This window comes from Escherichia sp. E.sYA108, from assembly GCF_011754335.1.
GTDB classification, from domain to species: domain Bacteria; phylum Pseudomonadota; class Gammaproteobacteria; order Enterobacterales; family Enterobacteriaceae; genus Escherichia; species Escherichia coli.
This window is the reverse complement of sequence record NZ_JAAQVZ010000001.1, coordinates 3,025,785-3,043,506: the sequence shown is the minus strand read 5'-3', so window position 1 is coordinate 3,043,506 and position 17,722 is coordinate 3,025,785. Positions and strand designations below refer to the sequence as shown.

General features: G+C 51.2%; 19 protein-coding genes. 17 read left to right on the top strand and 2 right to left on the bottom strand.

The features are described 5' to 3' along the window. The first annotated feature begins 31 nt into the window (after nucleotides 1-31). Nucleotides 32-991: a 23S rRNA pseudouridine(955/2504/2580) synthase RluC gene (gene rluC / locus HBM92_RS14690; RefSeq protein WP_000846350.1), complete on the top strand. Its 960-nt coding sequence runs from the start codon at nucleotides 32-34 to the stop codon at nucleotides 989-991. A 111-nt stretch (nucleotides 992-1,102) separates the two neighbouring features. Here rluC and yceF read toward each other — a convergent pair whose 3' ends face one another. After that, nucleotides 1,103-1,687: a 7-methyl-GTP pyrophosphatase gene (yceF, locus tag HBM92_RS14685; RefSeq protein WP_001443231.1), complete on the bottom strand. Its 585-nt coding sequence runs from the start codon at nucleotides 1,685-1,687 to the stop codon at nucleotides 1,103-1,105. A gap of 197 nt (nucleotides 1,688-1,884) precedes the next feature. On the opposite strand from yceF, the gene yceD reads away from it, so the two are divergent. The 14 genes from yceD (at nucleotide 1,885) to ptsG (ending at nucleotide 14,392) form a co-directional block, all read left to right on the top strand. Further along, the gene (gene yceD / locus HBM92_RS14680; RefSeq protein WP_001174481.1) at nucleotides 1,885-2,406 is read left to right on the top strand and encodes a 23S rRNA accumulation protein YceD; all 522 of its coding nucleotides are present in this window, start codon (nucleotides 1,885-1,887) and stop codon (nucleotides 2,404-2,406) included. Between the two features lie 51 nt (nucleotides 2,407-2,457). Then, a complete protein-coding gene (gene rpmF / locus HBM92_RS14675; protein ID WP_000290727.1) occupies nucleotides 2,458-2,631 on the top strand; it encodes a 50S ribosomal protein L32 in 174 nt (57 codons plus the stop codon). An 80-nt stretch (nucleotides 2,632-2,711) separates the two neighbouring features. Continuing rightward, entirely contained in the window at nucleotides 2,712-3,782 is a 1,071-nt protein-coding gene (plsX, locus tag HBM92_RS14670) for a phosphate acyltransferase PlsX (protein ID WP_000197578.1), read from the top strand. Between the two features lie 67 nt (nucleotides 3,783-3,849). Next, nucleotides 3,850-4,803, top strand: coding sequence for a beta-ketoacyl-ACP synthase III (fabH, locus tag HBM92_RS14665; RefSeq protein WP_000288132.1), 954 nt, complete (start codon nucleotides 3,850-3,852; stop codon nucleotides 4,801-4,803). Between the two features lie 15 nt (nucleotides 4,804-4,818). Then, nucleotides 4,819-5,748 carry an ACP S-malonyltransferase gene (gene fabD / locus HBM92_RS14660; protein ID WP_000191372.1) on the top strand — a complete coding sequence of 310 codons (930 nt, stop codon included), beginning with the start codon at nucleotides 4,819-4,821 and terminating at the stop codon, nucleotides 5,746-5,748. Between the two features lie 12 nt (nucleotides 5,749-5,760). After that, entirely contained in the window at nucleotides 5,761-6,495 is a 735-nt protein-coding gene (fabG, locus tag HBM92_RS14655) for a 3-oxoacyl-ACP reductase FabG (protein WP_001008535.1), read from the top strand. Nucleotides 6,496-6,705: 210 nt separating this feature from the next. Further along, entirely contained in the window at nucleotides 6,706-6,942 is a 237-nt protein-coding gene (acpP, locus tag HBM92_RS14650; RefSeq protein WP_000103754.1) for an acyl carrier protein, read from the top strand. Between the two features lie 86 nt (nucleotides 6,943-7,028). After that, complete coding sequence (gene fabF / locus HBM92_RS14645) at nucleotides 7,029-8,270, top strand: beta-ketoacyl-ACP synthase II (RefSeq protein WP_000044679.1); 1,242 nt, start codon at nucleotides 7,029-7,031, stop codon at nucleotides 8,268-8,270. Nucleotides 8,271-8,389: 119 nt separating this feature from the next. Beyond that, nucleotides 8,390-9,199, top strand: coding sequence for an aminodeoxychorismate lyase (gene pabC / locus HBM92_RS14640; RefSeq protein WP_000478680.1), 810 nt, complete (start codon nucleotides 8,390-8,392; stop codon nucleotides 9,197-9,199). Between the two features lie 2 nt (nucleotides 9,200-9,201). Then, nucleotides 9,202-10,224, top strand: coding sequence for a cell division protein YceG (yceG, locus tag HBM92_RS14635; protein ID WP_000756838.1), 1,023 nt, complete (start codon nucleotides 9,202-9,204; stop codon nucleotides 10,222-10,224). Continuing rightward, nucleotides 10,214-10,855 (top strand): dTMP kinase, encoded by a 642-nt coding sequence (gene tmk, locus HBM92_RS14630; RefSeq protein WP_001257013.1) that lies wholly within the window; start codon nucleotides 10,214-10,216, stop codon nucleotides 10,853-10,855. The genes yceG and tmk overlap by 11 nt, the downstream gene beginning before the upstream one ends. Continuing rightward, a complete protein-coding gene (gene holB / locus HBM92_RS14625) occupies nucleotides 10,852-11,856 on the top strand; it encodes a DNA polymerase III subunit delta' (protein ID WP_001267923.1) in 1,005 nt (334 codons plus the stop codon). Before tmk ends, holB begins: the two co-directional genes overlap by 4 nt. Nucleotides 11,857-11,866: 10 nt before the next feature. Further along, complete coding sequence (locus HBM92_RS14620) at nucleotides 11,867-12,664, top strand: metal-dependent hydrolase (protein ID WP_000480245.1); 798 nt, start codon at nucleotides 11,867-11,869, stop codon at nucleotides 12,662-12,664. A 294-nt stretch (nucleotides 12,665-12,958) separates the two neighbouring features. Next, nucleotides 12,959-14,392 carry a PTS glucose transporter subunit IIBC gene (ptsG, locus tag HBM92_RS14615; RefSeq protein WP_000475719.1) on the top strand — a complete coding sequence of 478 codons (1,434 nt, stop codon included), beginning with the start codon at nucleotides 12,959-12,961 and terminating at the stop codon, nucleotides 14,390-14,392. Between the two features lie 59 nt (nucleotides 14,393-14,451). On the opposite strand, the gene fhuE is transcribed toward ptsG, so the two are convergent. Then, complete coding sequence (gene fhuE, locus HBM92_RS14610) at nucleotides 14,452-16,641, bottom strand: ferric-rhodotorulic acid/ferric-coprogen receptor FhuE (protein WP_000953416.1); 2,190 nt, start codon at nucleotides 16,639-16,641, stop codon at nucleotides 14,452-14,454. Between the two features lie 333 nt (nucleotides 16,642-16,974). Between fhuE and hinT the strand changes: the two genes are divergently transcribed. Together hinT and HBM92_RS14600 are read left to right on the top strand one after the other, a co-directional pair. Beyond that, nucleotides 16,975-17,334 carry a purine nucleoside phosphoramidase gene (gene hinT / locus HBM92_RS14605; RefSeq protein ID WP_001313744.1) on the top strand — a complete coding sequence of 120 codons (360 nt, stop codon included), beginning with the start codon at nucleotides 16,975-16,977 and terminating at the stop codon, nucleotides 17,332-17,334. Nucleotides 17,335-17,336: 2 nt separating this feature from the next. Beyond that, entirely contained in the window at nucleotides 17,337-17,714 is a 378-nt protein-coding gene (locus tag HBM92_RS14600) for a YcfL family protein (protein ID WP_001225269.1), read from the top strand. Nucleotides 17,715-17,722 lie beyond the last annotated feature (8 nt).

The window sequence follows — 17,722 nt, the reverse complement described above, 5'->3', positions numbered from 1 at the left end:
GAATCCTGTTGGCTAATTAGAATCGCCCACCATGAAAACAGAGACTCCATCCGTAAAAATTGTTGCTATCACCGCTGACGAAGCGGGGCAACGTATCGACAACTTTTTGCGTACCCAATTGAAAGGCGTACCAAAAAGTATGATTTACCGTATTTTGCGTAAAGGCGAAGTGCGGGTGAACAAAAAACGTATTAAGCCTGAATATAAACTCGAAGCGGGTGATGAGGTGCGTATCCCACCGGTTCGCGTTGCTGAGCGGGAAGAAGAGGCGGTTTCGCCACATCTGCAAAAGGTGGCGGCGCTGGCGGACGTCATCTTATATGAAGATGATCATATCCTGGTGCTGAATAAACCTTCCGGTACGGCGGTACATGGCGGCAGTGGTTTAAGCTTCGGCGTTATTGAAGGTTTGCGGGCGTTGCGCCCGGAAGCGCGGTTCCTTGAACTGGTTCATCGTCTTGACCGGGACACCTCAGGTGTGTTGCTGGTAGCGAAAAAACGCTCGGCGTTGCGTTCTCTGCATGAGCAATTACGTGAAAAAGGGATGCAAAAAGATTACCTGGCGCTGGTGCGCGGTCAGTGGCAGTCGTATGTGAAGAGCGTTCAAGCGCCGTTACTGAAAAATATTCTGCAAAGCGGCGAACGTATCGTGCGTGTGAGTCAGGAAGGCAAACCGTCGGAAACACGCTTTAAAGTGGAAGAACGCTATGCATTTGCCACCCTGGTGCGTTGTAGCCCGGTAACAGGGCGTACTCATCAGATCCGTGTGCATACACAATATGCGGGTCATCCGATTGCCTTTGACGATCGCTACGGTGACCGTGAATTTGACAGACAGCTCACTGAAGCAGGCACGGGATTAAATCGCCTGTTCCTGCACGCCGCAGCGTTGAAGTTTACTCATCCGGGGACCGGTGAGGTGATGCGTATTGAAGCGCCGATGGATGAAGGTTTGAAGCGTTGTTTGCAAAAGCTGCGTAACGCGCGCTAATACAAGCATATAAACCTGATAATGGGCGGTTGGCCTGATAAGGCGTTTACGCCGCATCAGGCCGCCAGCACCGATTGCCGGATGCGAAGTAACCGCATCCGGCGCAAAAAACTATCCCATCAGCGGGTTTTTCCCTTCCCGACGTAACATCTGACACAGCGCGATTAGCGGTAAACCAACCAGCGTGTTAGGATCACGCCCCTCTAAACGCTCAAACAGCGTAATGCCAAATCCTTCACTCTTAAAGCTACCCGCGCAGTGCAGGGGATGCTCTTTACGCACGTAATTATCAATCTCCGCCTCGCTCAGGTGACGGAAATGGACGTCAAAAGGCTCCACTTCTGTTTGTAGATGCCCATTCGCCGAATTAAACAACGCCAGTCCAGTATAGAAGGTGACGATATTGCCGCTGGCTTTGCGTAATTGCAGACGGGCATTTTCTTCCGTTAACGGTTTACCGGTGATTTCGCCATCAAGAACACATACCTGGTCTGAACCAATAATTAAATGATCCGGATAACATGACGCCAGAGATTGCGCTTTTTCTTGTGCCAGTCGAAGCACCAACTGTCGCGGTGATTCGTCGCTGCGTGGAGTTTCGTCGACCTCGGGTGCTGCACATTCAAAAGAGATTTGCAGTTTTTCCAGAAGAGCGCGACGCCAGGGCGAGGTGGAGGCTAAAATAAGTTTAGGCATATTTTTTTCCATCAGATATAGCGTATTGATGATAGCCAATTTAAACTATGCGCTTCGTTTTGCTGACTGGCAACTTTGCCAGCACTGAACGAAAATAAGGCTGTAACCCGCAATGTGTGCGAATTATTGGCAAAAGGCAACCGCAGGCTGCCTTTTTCTTTGACTATACGACGTTACGAAGTTAATATGCGCGCCCTATGCAAAAGGTAAAATTACCCCTGACTCTTGATCCGGTTCGTACGGCTCAAAAACGCCTTGATTACCAGGGTATCTATACTCCTGATCAGGTTGAGCGCGTCGCCGAATCCGTAGTCAGTGTGGACAGTGATGTGGAATGCTCCATGTCGTTCGCTATCGATAACCAACGTCTCGCAGTGTTAAACGGCGATGCGAAGGTGACGGTAACGCTCGAGTGTCAGCGTTGCGGGAAGCCGTTTACTCATCAGGTCTACACAACGTATTGTTTTAGTCCTGTGCGTTCAGACGAACAGGCTGAAGCACTGCCGGAAGCGTATGAACCGATTGAGGTTAACGAATTCGGTGAAATCGATCTGCTTGCAATGGTTGAAGATGAAATCATCCTCGCCTTGCCGGTAGTTCCGGTGCATGATTCTGAACACTGTGAAGTGTCCGAAGCGGACATGGTCTTTGGTGAACTGCCTGAAGAAGCGCAAAAGCCAAACCCATTTGCCGTATTAGCCAGCTTAAAGCGTAAGTAATTGGTGCTCCCCGTTGGATCGGGGATAAACCGTAATTGAGGAGTAAGGTCCATGGCCGTACAACAGAATAAACCAACCCGTTCCAAACGTGGCATGCGTCGTTCCCATGACGCGCTGACCGCAGTCACCAGCCTGTCTGTAGACAAAACTTCTGGTGAAAAACACCTGCGTCACCACATCACTGCCGACGGTTACTACCGCGGCCGCAAGGTCATCGCTAAGTAATCACGCGTCTGCGTGATGAAGCTTAGTGAGGATTTTCCCCAGGCAACTGGGGAAAGACCAAACCGGGCGGCGACGATACCTTGACACGTCTAACCCTGGCGTTAGATGTCATGGGAGGGGATTTTGGCCCTTCCGTGACAGTGCCTGCAGCATTGCAGGCACTGAATTCTAATTCGCAACTCACTCTTCTTTTAGTCGGCAATCCCGACGCCATCACGCCATTACTTGCTAAAGCTGACTTTGAACAACGTTCGCGTCTGCAGATTATTCCTGCGCAGTCAGTTATCGCCAGTGATGCCCGGCCTTCGCAAGCTATCCGCGCCAGTCGTGGGAGTTCAATGCGCGTGGCCCTGGAGCTGGTGAAAGAAGGTCGAGCGCAAGCCTGTGTCAGTGCCGGTAATACCGGGGCGCTGATGGGGCTGGCAAAATTATTACTCAAGCCCCTGGAGGGGATTGAGCGTCCGGCGCTGGTGACGGTATTACCGCATCAGCAAAAGGGCAAAACGGTGGTCCTCGATTTAGGGGCCAACGTCGATTGTGACAGTACAATGTTGGTGCAATTTGCCATTATGGGCTCAGTTCTGGCTGAAGAGGTGGTGGAAATTCCTAATCCTCGCGTGGCGTTGCTCAATATTGGTGAAGAAGAAGTAAAGGGTCTCGACAGTATTCGGGATGCCTCAGCGGTGCTTAAAACAATCCCTTCTATCAATTATATCGGCTATCTTGAAGCCAATGAGTTGTTAACTGGCAAGACAGATGTGCTGGTTTGTGACGGCTTTACAGGAAATGTCACATTAAAGACGATGGAAGGTGTTGTCAGGATGTTCCTTTCTCTGCTGAAATCTCAGGGTGAAGGGAAAAAACGGTCGTGGTGGCTACTGTTATTAAAGCGTTGGCTACAAAAGAGCCTGACGAGGCGATTCAGTCACCTCAACCCCGACCAGTATAACGGCGCCTGTCTGTTAGGATTGCGCGGCACGGTGATAAAAAGTCATGGTGCAGCCAATCAGCGAGCTTTTGCGGTCGCGATTGAACAGGCAGTGCAGGCGGTGCAGCGACAAGTTCCTCAGCGAATTGCCGCTCGCCTGGAATCTGTATACCCAGCTGGTTTTGAGCTGCTGGACGGTGGCAAAAGCGGAACTCTGCGGTAGCAGGACGCTGCCAGCGAACTCGCAGTTTGCAAGTGACGGTATATAACCGAAAAGTGACTGAGCGTACATGTATACGAAGATTATTGGTACTGGCAGCTATCTGCCCGAACAAGTGCGGACAAACGCCGATTTGGAAAAAATGGTGGATACCTCTGACGAGTGGATTGTCACTCGTACCGGTATCCGCGAACGCCACATTGCCGCGCCAAACGAAACCGTTTCAACCATGGGCTTTGAAGCGGCGACACGCGCAATTGAGATGGCGGGTATTGAGAAAGACCAGATTGGCCTGATCGTTGTGGCAACGACTTCTGCGACGCACGCTTTCCCGAGCGCAGCTTGTCAGATTCAAAGCATGTTGGGCATTAAAGGTTGCCCGGCATTTGACGTTGCAGCAGCCTGCGCAGGTTTCACCTATGCATTAAGCGTAGCCGATCAATACGTGAAATCTGGGGCGGTGAAGTATGCTCTGGTCGTCGGTTCCGATGTACTGGCGCGCACCTGCGATCCAACAGATCGTGGGACTATTATTATTTTTGGCGATGGCGCGGGCGCTGCGGTGCTGGCTGCCTCTGAAGAGCCGGGAATCATCTCCACCCATCTGCATGCCGACGGTAGCTATGGTGAATTGCTGACGCTGCCTAATGCTGACCGTGTGAATCCAGAGAATTCAATTCATCTGACGATGGCGGGCAACGAAGTCTTCAAGGTTGCGGTAACGGAACTGGCGCACATCGTTGATGAGACGCTGGCGGCGAATAATCTTGACCGTTCTCAACTGGACTGGCTGGTTCCGCATCAGGCTAACCTGCGTATTATCAGTGCAACGGCGAAAAAACTCGGCATGTCGATGGACAATGTCGTGGTGACGCTGGATCGCCACGGTAATACCTCTGCGGCCTCTGTCCCGTGCGCGCTGGATGAAGCTGTACGTGACGGGCGCATTAAGCCGGGACAGTTGGTTCTGCTTGAAGCCTTTGGCGGTGGATTCACCTGGGGCTCCGCGCTGGTTCGTTTCTAGGATAAGGATTAAAACATGACGCAATTTGCATTTGTGTTCCCTGGACAGGGTTCTCAAACCGTTGGAATGCTGGCTGATATGGCGGCGAGCTATCCAATTGTCGAAGAAACGTTTGCAGAAGCTTCTGCGGCGCTGGGCTACGATCTGTGGGCGCTGACCCAGCAGGGGCCAGCTGAAGAACTGAATAAAACCTGGCAAACTCAGCCAGCGCTGTTGACTGCATCTGTTGCGCTGTATCGCGTATGGCAGCAGCAGGGCGGTAAAGCACCGGCAATGATGGCCGGTCACAGCCTGGGGGAATACTCCGCGCTGGTTTGCGCTGGTGTAATTGATTTCGCTGATGCGGTGCGTTTGGTTGAGATGCGCGGCAAGTTCATGCAAGAAGCCGTACCGGAAGGCACGGGCGCTATGGCGGCAATCATCGGTCTGGATGATGCGTCTATTGCGAAAGCGTGTGAAGAAGCTGCAGAAGGTCAGGTCGTTTCTCCGGTAAACTTTAACTCTCCGGGACAGGTGGTTATTGCCGGTCATAAAGAAGCAGTTGAGCGTGCTGGCGCTGCCTGTAAAGCTGCGGGCGCAAAACGCGCTCTGCCGTTACCAGTGAGCGTACCGTCTCACTGTGCGCTGATGAAACCAGCAGCCGACAAACTGGCAGTAGAATTAGCGAAAATCACCTTTAACGCACCAACAGTTCCTGTTGTGAATAACGTTGATGTGAAATGCGAAACCAATGGTGATGCCATCCGTGACGCACTGGTACGTCAGTTGTATAACCCGGTTCAGTGGACGAAGTCTGTTGAGTACATGGCAGCGCAAGGCGTAGAACATCTCTATGAAGTCGGCCCGGGCAAAGTGCTTACTGGCCTGACGAAACGCATTGTCGACACCCTGACCGCCTCGGCGCTGAACGAACCTTCAGCGATGGCAGCGGCGCTCGAGCTTTAAAAGAGGAAAATCATGAATTTTGAAGGAAAAATCGCACTGGTAACCGGTGCAAGCCGCGGAATTGGCCGCGCAATTGCTGAAACGCTCGCAGCCCGTGGCGCGAAAGTTATTGGCACTGCGACCAGTGAAAATGGCGCTCAGGCGATCAGTGATTATTTAGGTGCCAACGGCAAAGGTCTGATGTTGAATGTGACCGACCCGGCATCTATCGAATCTGTTCTGGAAAAAATTCGCGCAGAATTTGGTGAAGTGGATATCCTGGTCAATAATGCCGGTATCACTCGTGATAACCTGTTAATGCGAATGAAAGATGAAGAGTGGAACGATATTATCGAAACCAACCTTTCATCTGTTTTCCGTCTGTCAAAAGCGGTAATGCGCGCTATGATGAAAAAGCGTCATGGTCGTATTATCACTATCGGTTCTGTGGTTGGTACCATGGGAAATGGCGGTCAGGCCAACTACGCTGCGGCGAAAGCGGGCTTGATCGGCTTCAGTAAATCACTGGCGCGCGAAGTTGCGTCACGCGGTATTACTGTAAACGTTGTTGCTCCGGGCTTTATTGAAACGGACATGACACGTGCGCTGAGCGATGACCAGCGTGCGGGTATCCTGGCGCAGGTTCCTGCGGGTCGCCTCGGCGGCGCACAGGAAATCGCCAACGCGGTTGCATTCCTGGCATCCGACGAAGCAGCTTACATCACGGGTGAAACTTTGCATGTGAACGGCGGGATGTACATGGTCTGACCGCGATTTGCACAAAATGCTCATGTTGCGCGCAGTCTGCGTGGTTATGAGTAATAATTAGTGCAAAATGATTTGCGTTATTGGGGGGTAAGGCCTCAAAATAACGTAAAATCGTGGTAAGACCTGCCGGGATTTAGTTGCAAATTTTTCAACATTTTATACACTACGAAAACCATCGCGAAAGCGAGTTTTGATAGGAAATTTAAGAGTATGAGCACTATCGAAGAACGCGTTAAGAAAATTATCGGCGAACAGCTGGGCGTTAAGCAGGAAGAAGTTACCAACAATGCTTCTTTCGTTGAAGACCTGGGCGCGGATTCTCTTGACACCGTTGAGCTGGTAATGGCTCTGGAAGAAGAGTTTGATACTGAGATTCCGGACGAAGAAGCTGAGAAAATCACCACCGTTCAGGCTGCCATTGATTACATCAACGGCCACCAGGCGTAAGTGAACATCTCCAGGCGGTCGTTCGACCGCCTGAGTTTTATCTTTTGTCCCACTAGAATCATTTTTTCCCTCCCTGGAGGACAAACGTGTCTAAGCGTCGTGTAGTTGTGACCGGACTGGGCATGTTGTCTCCTGTCGGCAATACCGTAGAGTCTACCTGGAAAGCTCTGCTTGCCGGTCAGAGTGGCATCAGCCTAATCGACCATTTCGATACTAGCGCCTATGCAACGAAATTTGCTGGCTTAGTAAAGGATTTTAACTGTGAGGACATTATCTCGCGCAAAGAACAGCGCAAGATGGATGCCTTCATTCAATATGGAATTGTCGCTGGCGTTCAGGCCATGCAGGATTCTGGCCTTGAAATAACGGAAGAGAACGCAACCCGCATTGGTGCCGCAATTGGCTCCGGGATTGGCGGCCTCGGACTGATCGAAGAAAACCACACATCTCTGATGAACGGTGGTCCACGTAAGATCAGCCCATTCTTCGTTCCGTCAACGATTGTGAACATGGTGGCAGGTCATCTGACTATCATGTATGGCCTGCGTGGCCCAAGCATCTCTATCGCGACCGCCTGTACTTCCGGCGTGCACAACATTGGCCATGCTGCGCGTATTATCGCGTATGGCGATGCTGACGTGATGGTTGCAGGTGGCGCAGAGAAAGCCAGTACGCCGCTGGGCGTTGGTGGTTTTGGCGCGGCACGTGCATTATCTACCCGCAATGATAACCCGCAAGCGGCGAGCCGCCCGTGGGATAAAGAGCGTGATGGTTTCGTACTAGGCGATGGTGCCGGTATGCTGGTACTTGAAGAGTACGAACACGCGAAAAAACGCGGTGCGAAAATTTACGCTGAACTCGTCGGCTTTGGTATGAGCAGCGATGCTTATCATATGACGTCACCGCCAGAAAATGGCGCAGGCGCAGCTCTGGCGATGGCAAATGCTCTGCGTGATGCAGGCATTGAAGCGAGTCAGATTGGCTACGTTAACGCGCACGGTACTTCTACGCCGGCTGGCGATAAAGCTGAAGCGCAGGCGGTGAAAACCATCTTCGGTGAAGCTGCAAGCCGCGTGTTGGTAAGCTCCACGAAATCTATGACCGGTCACCTGTTAGGTGCGGCGGGTGCAGTAGAATCTATCTACTCCATCCTGGCGCTGCGCGATCAGGCTGTTCCGCCAACCATCAACCTGGATAACCCGGATGAAGGTTGCGATCTGGATTTCGTACCGCACGAAGCGCGTCAGGTCAGCGGAATGGAATACACGCTGTGTAACTCCTTCGGCTTCGGTGGCACTAATGGTTCTTTGATCTTTAAAAAGATCTAAGTTGTCATTTCCCACCCTTATAAAAGGTCCGCTTGCGGGCCTTTTTTCTTAGCTTTTATTCCGACTTGTTCCGTAGTGAACATGCTGCCACACTAACAATTCTCTGATAAGGAGCTGGTATGTTCTTAATTAACGGTCATAAGCAGGAATCGCTGGCAGTAAGCGATCGGGCAACGCAGTTTGGTGATGGTTGTTTTACCACCGCCAGAGTTATCGACGGTAAAGTCAGTTTGTTATCGGCGCATATCCAGCGACTACAGGATGCTTGTCAGCGGTTGATGATTTCCTGTGACTTCTGGCCTCAGCTTGAACAAGAGATGAAAACGCTGGCAGCAGAACAGCAGAATGGTGTGCTGAAAGTCGTGATCAGTCGCGGTAGTGGCGGGCGAGGGTACAGCACATTGAACAGTGGACCGGCAACGCGGATTCTCTCCATTACGGCTTATCCTGCACATTACGACCGTTTGCGTAACGAAGGGATGATGTTGGCGCTAAGCCCGGTGCGGCTGGGGCGCAATCCTCACCTTGCAGGTATTAAACATCTTAATCGGCTTGAGCAAGTATTGATCCGCTCTCATCTTGAGCAGACAAACGCTGATGAGGCGCTGGTCCTTGACAGCGAAGGGTGGGTTACGGAATGCTGTGCGGCTAATTTGTTCTGGCGGAAGGGCAACGTAGTTTATACGCCGCGACTGGATCAGGCAGGTGTTAACGGCATTATGCGACAATTCTGTATCCGTTTGCTGGCACAATCCTCTTATCAGCTTGTCGAAGTGCAAGCCTCTCTGGAAGAGGCGTTGCAGGCAGATGAGATGGTTATTTGTAATGCGTTAATGCCAGTGATGCCCGTACGTGCCTGTGGCGATGTCTCCTTTTCGTCAGCAACGTTATATGAATATTTAGCCCCACTTTGTGAGCGCCCGAATTAGTCATGAAAAAAGTGTTATTGATAATCTTGTTATTGCTGGTGGTACTGGGTATCGCCGCTGGTGTGGGCGTCTGGAAGGTTCGCCATCTTGCCGACAGCAAATTGCTTATCAAAGAAGAGACGATATTTACCCTTAAGCCAGGGACCGGACGTCTGGCGCTAGGTGAACAGCTTTATGCCGATAAGATCATCAATCGCCCACGGGTTTTTCAATGGTTGCTGCGTATCGAACCGGATCTTTCTCACTTTAAAGCCGGGACTTACCGCTTTACACCGCAGATGACCGTGCGCGAGATGCTGAAATTGTTGGAAAGCGGTAAAGAAGCACAGTTCCCGCTGCGACTGGTAGAAGGGATGCGTCTGAGCGACTACCTCAAGCAATTGCGTGAGGCTCCGTATATCAAGCACACGCTGAGCGACGATAAGTACGCCACCGTAGCGCAGGCACTTGAACTGGAAAACCCGGAGTGGATTGAAGGTTGGTTCTGGCCAGACACCTGGATGTATACCGCCAATACCACCGATGTCGCGTTACTCAAGCGAGCGCACAAGAAAATGGTGAAAGCGGTCGATAGCGCCTGGGAAGGGCGTGCGGACGGTCTGCCTTATAAAGATAAAAACCAGTTGGTGACGATGGCATCAATTATCGAAAAAGAAACCGCCGTTGCCAGTGAACGCGATCAGGTTGCCTCAGTATTTATCAACCGTTTACGCATTGGTATGCGCCTGCAGACCGACCCGACCGTGATTTACGGGATGGGAGAGCGTTATAATGGCAAACTTTCTCGTGCAGACCTGGAAACGCCGACAGCGTATAACACCTATACCATTACCGGTCTGCCGCCAGGTGCGATAGCGACGCCGGGGGCGGATTCGCTGAAGGCTGCTGCGCATCCGGCAAAAACGCCGTATCTCTATTTTGTGGCCGATGGTAAAGGTGGTCACACGTTTAATACCAATCTTGCCAGTCATAACAAGTCTGTGCAGGATTATCTGAAAGTGCTTAAGGAAAAAAATGCGCAGTAAGTATATCGTCATTGAGGGGCTGGAAGGCGCAGGCAAAACTACCGCGCGTAACGTGGTGGTTGAGACGCTTGAGCAACTGGGTATCCGCGACATGGTTTTCACTCGGGAACCTGGCGGTACGCAACTTGCCGAAAAGTTAAGAAGCCTTGTGCTGGATATCAAATCGGTAGGCGATGAAGTCATTACCGATAAAGCCGAAGTTCTGATGTTTTATGCCGCGCGCGTTCAACTGGTAGAAACGGTCATCAAACCTGCGCTGGCTAACGGCACCTGGGTGATTGGCGATCGCCACGATCTCTCCACTCAAGCCTATCAGGGTGGAGGACGAGGTATTGACCAACATATGCTGGCAACACTGCGTGATGCTGTTCTCGGGGGGGTTCGCCCCGACTTAACGCTCTATCTCGATGTTACCCCGGAGGTTGGCTTAAAACGCGCGCGTGCGCGCGGCGAGCTGGATCGTATTGAGCAAGAATCTTTCGATTTCTTTAATCGCACCCGCGCCCGCTATCTGGAACTGGCAGCACAAGATAAAAGCATTCATACCATTGATGCCACCCAGCCGCTGGAGGCCGTGATGGATGCAATCCGCACCACCGTGACCAACTGGGTGAAGGAGTTGGACGCATGAGATGGTATCCATGGTTACGACCTGATTTCGAAAAACTGGTAGCCAGCTATCAGGCCGGAAGAGGTCACCATGCGCTACTCATTCAGGCGTTACCGGGCATGGGTGATGATGCTTTAATCTACGCCCTGAGCCGTTATTTACTCTGCCAACAACCGCAGGGCCACAAAAGTTGCGGTCACTGTCGTGGATGTCAGTTGATGCAGGCTGGCACACATCCCGATTACTACACCCTGGCTCCCGAAAAAGGGAAAAATGCGCTGGGCATTGATGCGGTACGTGAGGTCACCGAAAAGCTGAATGAGCACGCACGCTTAGGTGGTGCGAAAGTTGTCTGGGTAACCGATGCTGCCTTACTAACCGACGCCGCGGCTAACGCATTGCTGAAAACGCTTGAAGAGCCACCAGCAGAAACGTGGTTTTTCCTTGCTACCCGCGAGCCAGAACGTTTACTGGCAACATTACGTAGTCGTTGTCGGTTACATTACCTTGCGCCGCCGCCGGAACAGTACGCCGTGACCTGGCTTTCACGCGAAGTGACAATGTCACAGGATGCACTACTTGCCGCATTGCGCTTAAGCGCCGGTTCGCCTGGGGCGGCACTGGCGTTGTTTCAGGGAGATAACTGGCAGGCTCGTGAAACATTGTGTCAGGCGCTGGCATATAGCGTGCAATCGGGCGACTGGTATTCGCTGCTGGCGGCCCTTAATCATGAACAAGCTCCGGCGCGTTTACACTGGCTGGCAACGTTGCTGATGGATGCGCTAAAACGCCATTATGGCGCTGCGCACGTGACCAATGTTGATGTGCCGGGGCTGGTCGTCGAACTGGCAAACCATCTTTCTCCCTCGCGCCTGCAGGCTATACTGGGGGATGTTTGCCACATTCGTGAACAGTTAATGTCTGTCACAGGTATCAACCGCGAGCTTCTCATCACCGATCTTTTACTGCGTATTGAGCATTACCTGCAACCGGGCGTTGTGCTACCGGTTCCTCATCTTTAAGAGAGACATCATGTTTTTAGTCGACTCACACTGCCATCTCGATGGTCTGGATTATGAATCTTTGCATAAGGACGTGGATGACGTTCTGGCGAAAGCCGCCGCACGCGATGTGAAATTTTGTCTGGCAGTCGCCACAACATTACCGGGTTATTTACACATGCGGGATCTGGTAGGCGAACGCGACAACGTCGTATTTTCTTGTGGCGTGCATCCACTCAACCAGAATGATCCCTACGATGTAGAAGATTTACGTCGTCTGGCGGCAGAAGAGGGCGTTGTAGCGCTGGGTGAAACCGGGCTGGATTATTATTACACGCCGGAAACTAAAGTACGTCAGCAAGAGTCCTTCATCCATCATATCCAGATTGGTCGTGAACTGAACAAGCCGGTTATCGTCCACACCCGTGACGCCCGCGCCGATACGCTGGCAATTCTGCGCGAAGAAAAAGTGACGGATTGCGGTGGCGTACTACACTGTTTTACAGAGGACAGAGAAACGGCGGGCAAATTACTGGATCTCGGATTTTACATCTCCTTTTCCGGCATTGTGACCTTCCGTAATGCGGAGCAACTGCGCGATGCTGCGCGTTATGTCCCCCTGGATCGGTTACTGGTGGAAACTGACTCACCTTACCTTGCGCCAGTACCGCATCGAGGAAAAGAGAATCAACCTGCGATGGTTCGTGACGTTGCAGAATACATGGCTGTGTTGAAAGGTGTTGCCGTTGAAGAACTGGCGCAGGTAACCACCGATAACTTCGCCCGTCTGTTTCACATCGACGCTTCCCGCCTTCAATCCATCCGTTGAATGAGTTTTTTTAAAGCTCGTAATTAATGGCTAAAACGAGTAAAGTTCACCGCCGAAAATCGGGCGGTGAATAACCACGTTTGAAATATTGTGACATATGTTTTGTCAAAATGTGCAACTTCTCCAATGATCTGAAGTTGAAACGTGATAGCCGTCAAACAAATCGGCACTGAATTATTTTACTCTGTGTAATAAATAAAGGGCGCTTAGATGCCCTGTACACGGCGAGGCACTCCCCCCTTGCCACGCGTGAGAACGTAAAAAAAGCACCCATACTCAGGAGCACTCTCAATTATGTTTAAGAATGCATTTGCTAACCTGCAAAAGGTCGGTAAATCGCTGATGCTGCCGGTATCCGTACTGCCTATCGCAGGTATTCTGCTGGGCGTCGGTTCCGCGAATTTCAGCTGGCTGCCCGCCGTTGTATCGCATGTTATGGCAGAAGCAGGCGGTTCCGTCTTTGCAAACATGCCACTGATTTTTGCGATCGGTGTCGCCCTCGGCTTTACCAATAACGATGGCGTATCCGCGCTGGCCGCAGTTGTTGCCTATGGCATCATGGTTAAAACCATGGCCGTGGTTGCGCCACTGGTACTGCATTTACCTGCTGAAGAAATCGCCTCTAAACACCTGGCGGATACTGGCGTACTCGGAGGGATTATCTCCGGTGCGATTGCAGCGTATATGTTTAACCGTTTCTACCGTATTAAGCTGCCTGAGTATCTTGGCTTCTTTGCCGGTAAACGCTTTGTGCCGATCATTTCAGGCCTGGCTGCCATCTTTACTGGCGTTGTGCTGTCCTTCATTTGGCCGCCGATTGGTTCTGCAATCCAGACCTTCTCTCAGTGGGCTGCTTACCAGAACCCGGTAGTTGCGTTTGGCATTTACGGTTTCATCGAACGTTGCCTGGTACCGTTTGGTCTGCACCACATCTGGAACGTACCTTTCCAGATGCAGATTGGTGAATACACCAACGCAGCAGGTCAGGTTTTCCACGGCGACATTCCGCGTTATATGGCGGGTGACCCGACTGCGGGTAAACTGTCTGGTGGCTTCCTGTTCAAAATGTACGGTCTGCCAGCTGCCGCAATTGCTATCTGGCACTCTGCTAAACCAGAAAACCGCGCGAAAGTGGGCGGTATTATGATCTCCGCGGCGCTGACCTCGTTCCTGACCGGTATCACCGAGCCGATCGAGTTCTCCTTCATGTTCGTTGCGCCGATCCTGTACATCATCCACGCGATTCTGGCAGGCCTGGCATTCCCAATCTGTATTCTTCTGGGGATGCGTGACGGTACGTCGTTCTCGCACGGTCTGATCGACTTCATCGTTCTGTCTGGTAACAGCAGCAAACTGTGGCTGTTCCCGATCGTCGGTATCGGTTATGCCATTGTTTACTACACCATCTTCCGCGTGCTGATTAAAGCACTGGATCTGAAAACGCCGGGTCGTGAAGATGCGACTGAAGATGCAAAAGCGACAGGTACCAGCGAAATGGCACCGGCTCTGGTTGCTGCATTTGGTGGTAAAGAAAACATTACTAACCTCGACGCATGTATTACCCGTCTGCGCGTCAGCGTTGCTGATGTGTCTAAAGTGGATCAGGCTGGCCTGAAGAAACTGGGCGCAGCGGGCGTAGTGGTTGCTGGTTCTGGTGTTCAGGCGATTTTCGGTACTAAATCCGATAACCTGAAAACCGAGATGGATGAGTACATCCGTAACCACTAATCCGTAAGACGTTGGGGAGACTAAGGCAGCCAGATGGCTGCCTTTTTTACAGGTGTTATTCAGAATTGATACGTGCCGGTAATGCTGAAATTACGCGGTGCGCCGTAGACGATAGAACCTTCCACGTTGGTATCGTAGGTTTTGTCGAACAGGTTATTGACGTTCCCCTGTAACGAGAAGTTTTTCGTCACCTGGTAGCGGGTGAAGAGATCCACCAGCGCGTAGCTACCTTGCTCGGCGCGGAAGGTGCCATACGGTGTCACGGTGTCGGTATACACGCGATTTTGCCAGTTAACACCACCGCCGACCGTCAACTCTGGCATGACAGGCAACCGGTAGCTGGTGAACATTTTAACCGTGGTGCGTGGCAGATTAGGATTAACGGCGTTTCCTTCGTTATCTTCTGCAATATAGCGCGTTGCGCCAAACGTCAGCTGCCAGTTGTCGGTAATTGCGCCGTTGAGTTCAAATTCCACACCTTTACTGACTGTCCCATCCACCGCTTTATAGGCGGTTTCGCCGTTGCTGCCGGGGATAGGTGTACCGGTGGACTGAGCGACATTATCCTGCTCAATACGGAAGATGGCTAACGTGGTGGTCAGACGGCTATTCATCCAGTCCGATTTCAGACCCAGCTCGTAGTTGTTACCGGTGATTGGAGTCAGATATTTGCCTGAACTGTCACGATCATTTTGCGGCTGGAAAATAGAGGTATAGCTGGCGTAGGTCGACCAGTTGTCATTGATGTCAAACACCAGACCAGCGTAAGGCGTGGTGTGGTTTTTCTCCATGCTGTAAGTCAGCGTATCAACCCGCCAGTTGGTATAACGTGCGCCGAGGATCAGATGCAGCGGATCGGCAAGGGTGACACGAGTGGCAGCATATAACGATTTCATATGTGTGGTATCGTCCTGCGCCAGGCTCTGTGGTGACCAGTCGGTTTGTGGGAAATTGCCATTAAAGTTGTAGAAACTGCCAATTTCATCCGGGAAGATGTTGGCCCATGAACTGAAGTAACGATTGTTTTGTTTGCTGTAACTGCCACCAAACATTAGATTGTGCTGACGACCAAACAATTCATAACTACCGTCAGCGAACAAATCCAGCGCATCAACTTTACGTTTGCCGCTGTTCCAACCGGTGCCGCCGACATAATCAAAACCAGGTCCATAATTACTGTATGGCCCAACCAGCATACCATCCGCTTTGTTTACATAGGCATCGACATACATCATTTTGCTGTCAAATTCGACTTCAGAGTGGGTGGCATTCAGCGTCGCTTGCCAGGTATCAGCAAACCGCTGCTTCAGGGTCATAAAGACCTTGTTGATCTCTTTATCGTTGTACGCCCAGTCAGGTGCGGTACTGCGTGCGCGATCGTAACTGTTGCTGCTGCCATCAGTATTCCAGCGCGGTAAACCACCCCAGGTTGGGCTATTAACATCAATACGCTGATATTCGTAACCGGCTGAAAGCATCGTAAGATCGCCTAAATCAGCATCGACAATGCCGGAGAAGAAGGTCTTTTCACTGTTGTAGCGGTCCAGCCATGAGTCGTTATTCTGGTAGCCGCCGACAATTCGTGCGCGGATTTTACCATCTTCGGTGAGTGGGCTTTGTAAATCCGCCACATACCGTTCTTTGTTCCAGCTACCGTATTCCGCCGAGACATCGCCTTTAAATTCACGACTGGTCGCGTGTTTTCGAACCATATTAATTGCCGCAGATGGATTACCCGTCCCGGTCATGAGGCCTGTCGCGCCACGCACTACTTCTACGCGTTCAAACAGTGCCATATCAGAAAGTGCGTCGCCCAGATTCCAGCGCGATTCAAAATAGGTGGGGATACCATCAACCATATAGTTATCGATCTGGAATCCGCGGGAATAATAAAGAGCACGATCGGAATCCGCCTGACTTTTGCTGATCCCCAGCGTGTTTTCCATCACTTCGCCCAGCGTTTGTAACTGCTGATCTTCCATCCGCTGCTGGCTAACAATAGTGACCGACTGAGGAATATCACGTTGAGTCATCTGCATTTTTGTACCCGCAGAGGTAGACGTTACGTTGTAATCATTTTCGCCATCATCTGGGGCTGTGGCTGAACCCTCAACAATCACCGTTTCTTCAGTGACTGGTGCAGCAAAAGCGGCGGAAGGTAATAGTGCCAGTGCTATGCAACCGGCAAGGAGTGACGGTTTGATGATAGCTTGATGTTGATTATCCCTGTTAAATTGTGTCGAAAGCATTTGAAATCTCTTGGTTTATGTTGGCGTCAGGCTCATGCCGGAGCAGGGTGATGAGCGGTTATATTTAGTGTGCGAATAATTTTATATGTAAATGCAAATGAGAAATATACGCATTCATATTTAGTGTGTAAACCAAACAGAGAATGTCTTTTCAGCGCATTCGCAGGCAGAAATGGGAATAATGGCGATATATACGGCAGCAAAACGATTTTTTGCTTAAGAAATCGTTAGTTAAGGTTGAAAGAGCAGGTTTAACTCGACCATACTCTATACTCGCAGTGTGGCGCGGCGTAGCATGGCGCAACGCATGGCTATTTGAAAAAGGAAAATGTCGTGGCAGAAGAAACTATATTCAGCAAAATTATTCGTCGTGAGATCCCCTCCGATATCGTCTACCAGGATGATCTGGTAACGGCGTTTCGCGATATTTCGCCGCAAGCGCCAACGCATATTCTGATCATTCCGAATATCCTCATTCCGACAGTGAACGACGTGTCAGCTGAGCATGAGCAGGCGCTGGGACGCATGATCACCGTAGCGGCAAAAATTGCTGAGCAAGAAGGTATTGCCGAAGATGGCTATCGTCTGATCATGAACACCAACCGCCATGGCGGACAAGAGGTTTACCACATCCATATGCATTTGTTGGGTGGCTGTCCGCTGGGACCAATGCTGGCGCATAAAGGTCTGTAACGATGAGAAAAGGATGCTTTGGGCTGATGTCTCTGGCGTTGTTAGTGCTGGTGGGCTGTCGTTCACATCCGGAAATTCCGGTGAATGATGAGCAATCGCTGGTGATGGAGTCATCTTTATTAGCTGCGGGCATCAGTGCAGAAAAGCCCGTCCTTTCGACATCTGATATTCAACCTTCAGCATCCTCAACGCTTTATAACGAAAGGCAAGAACCCGTTACCGTTCATTATCGTTTTTACTGGTATGACGCCAGAGGGCTGGAGATGCATCCTCTGGAAAGGCCACGCAGCGTTACCATTCCCGCACATTCGGCGGTCACGCTGTACGGCAGCGCCAATTTTCTGGGGGCGCACAAAGTCAGACTTTATCTATATTTGTAAGGGGTGAA

Bases quoted from the DNA above. Each gene is read 5' to 3' on its own strand.
- rpmF (WP_000290727.1), top strand. From the start codon at position 2,458: ATGGCCGTACAACAGAATAAACCAACCCGTTCCAAACGTGGCATGCGT.
- tmk (WP_001257013.1), top strand. From the start codon at position 10,214: ATGCGCAGTAAGTATATCGTCATTGAGGGGCTGGAAGGCGCAGGCAAA.
- ptsG (WP_000475719.1), top strand. From the start codon at position 12,959: ATGTTTAAGAATGCATTTGCTAACCTGCAAAAGGTCGGTAAATCGCTG.
- HBM92_RS14600 (WP_001225269.1), top strand. From the start codon at position 17,337: ATGAGAAAAGGATGCTTTGGGCTGATGTCTCTGGCGTTGTTAGTGCTG.
- yceD (WP_001174481.1), top strand. From the start codon at position 1,885: ATGCAAAAGGTAAAATTACCCCTGACTCTTGATCCGGTTCGTACGGCT.
- fabG (WP_001008535.1), top strand. From the start codon at position 5,761: ATGAATTTTGAAGGAAAAATCGCACTGGTAACCGGTGCAAGCCGCGGA.
- fabD (WP_000191372.1), top strand. From the start codon at position 4,819: ATGACGCAATTTGCATTTGTGTTCCCTGGACAGGGTTCTCAAACCGTT.
- yceF (WP_001443231.1), bottom strand. From the start codon at position 1,687: ATGCCTAAACTTATTTTAGCCTCCACCTCGCCCTGGCGTCGCGCTCTT.
- HBM92_RS14620 (WP_000480245.1), top strand. From the start codon at position 11,867: ATGTTTTTAGTCGACTCACACTGCCATCTCGATGGTCTGGATTATGAA.
- pabC (WP_000478680.1), top strand. From the start codon at position 8,390: ATGTTCTTAATTAACGGTCATAAGCAGGAATCGCTGGCAGTAAGCGAT.
- acpP (WP_000103754.1), top strand. From the start codon at position 6,706: ATGAGCACTATCGAAGAACGCGTTAAGAAAATTATCGGCGAACAGCTG.
- fabH (WP_000288132.1), top strand. From the start codon at position 3,850: ATGTATACGAAGATTATTGGTACTGGCAGCTATCTGCCCGAACAAGTG.
- fhuE (WP_000953416.1), bottom strand. From the start codon at position 16,641: ATGCTTTCGACACAATTTAACAGGGATAATCAACATCAAGCTATCATC.
- yceG (WP_000756838.1), top strand. From the start codon at position 9,202: ATGAAAAAAGTGTTATTGATAATCTTGTTATTGCTGGTGGTACTGGGT.
- holB (WP_001267923.1), top strand. From the start codon at position 10,852: ATGAGATGGTATCCATGGTTACGACCTGATTTCGAAAAACTGGTAGCC.
- rluC (WP_000846350.1), top strand. From the start codon at position 32: ATGAAAACAGAGACTCCATCCGTAAAAATTGTTGCTATCACCGCTGAC.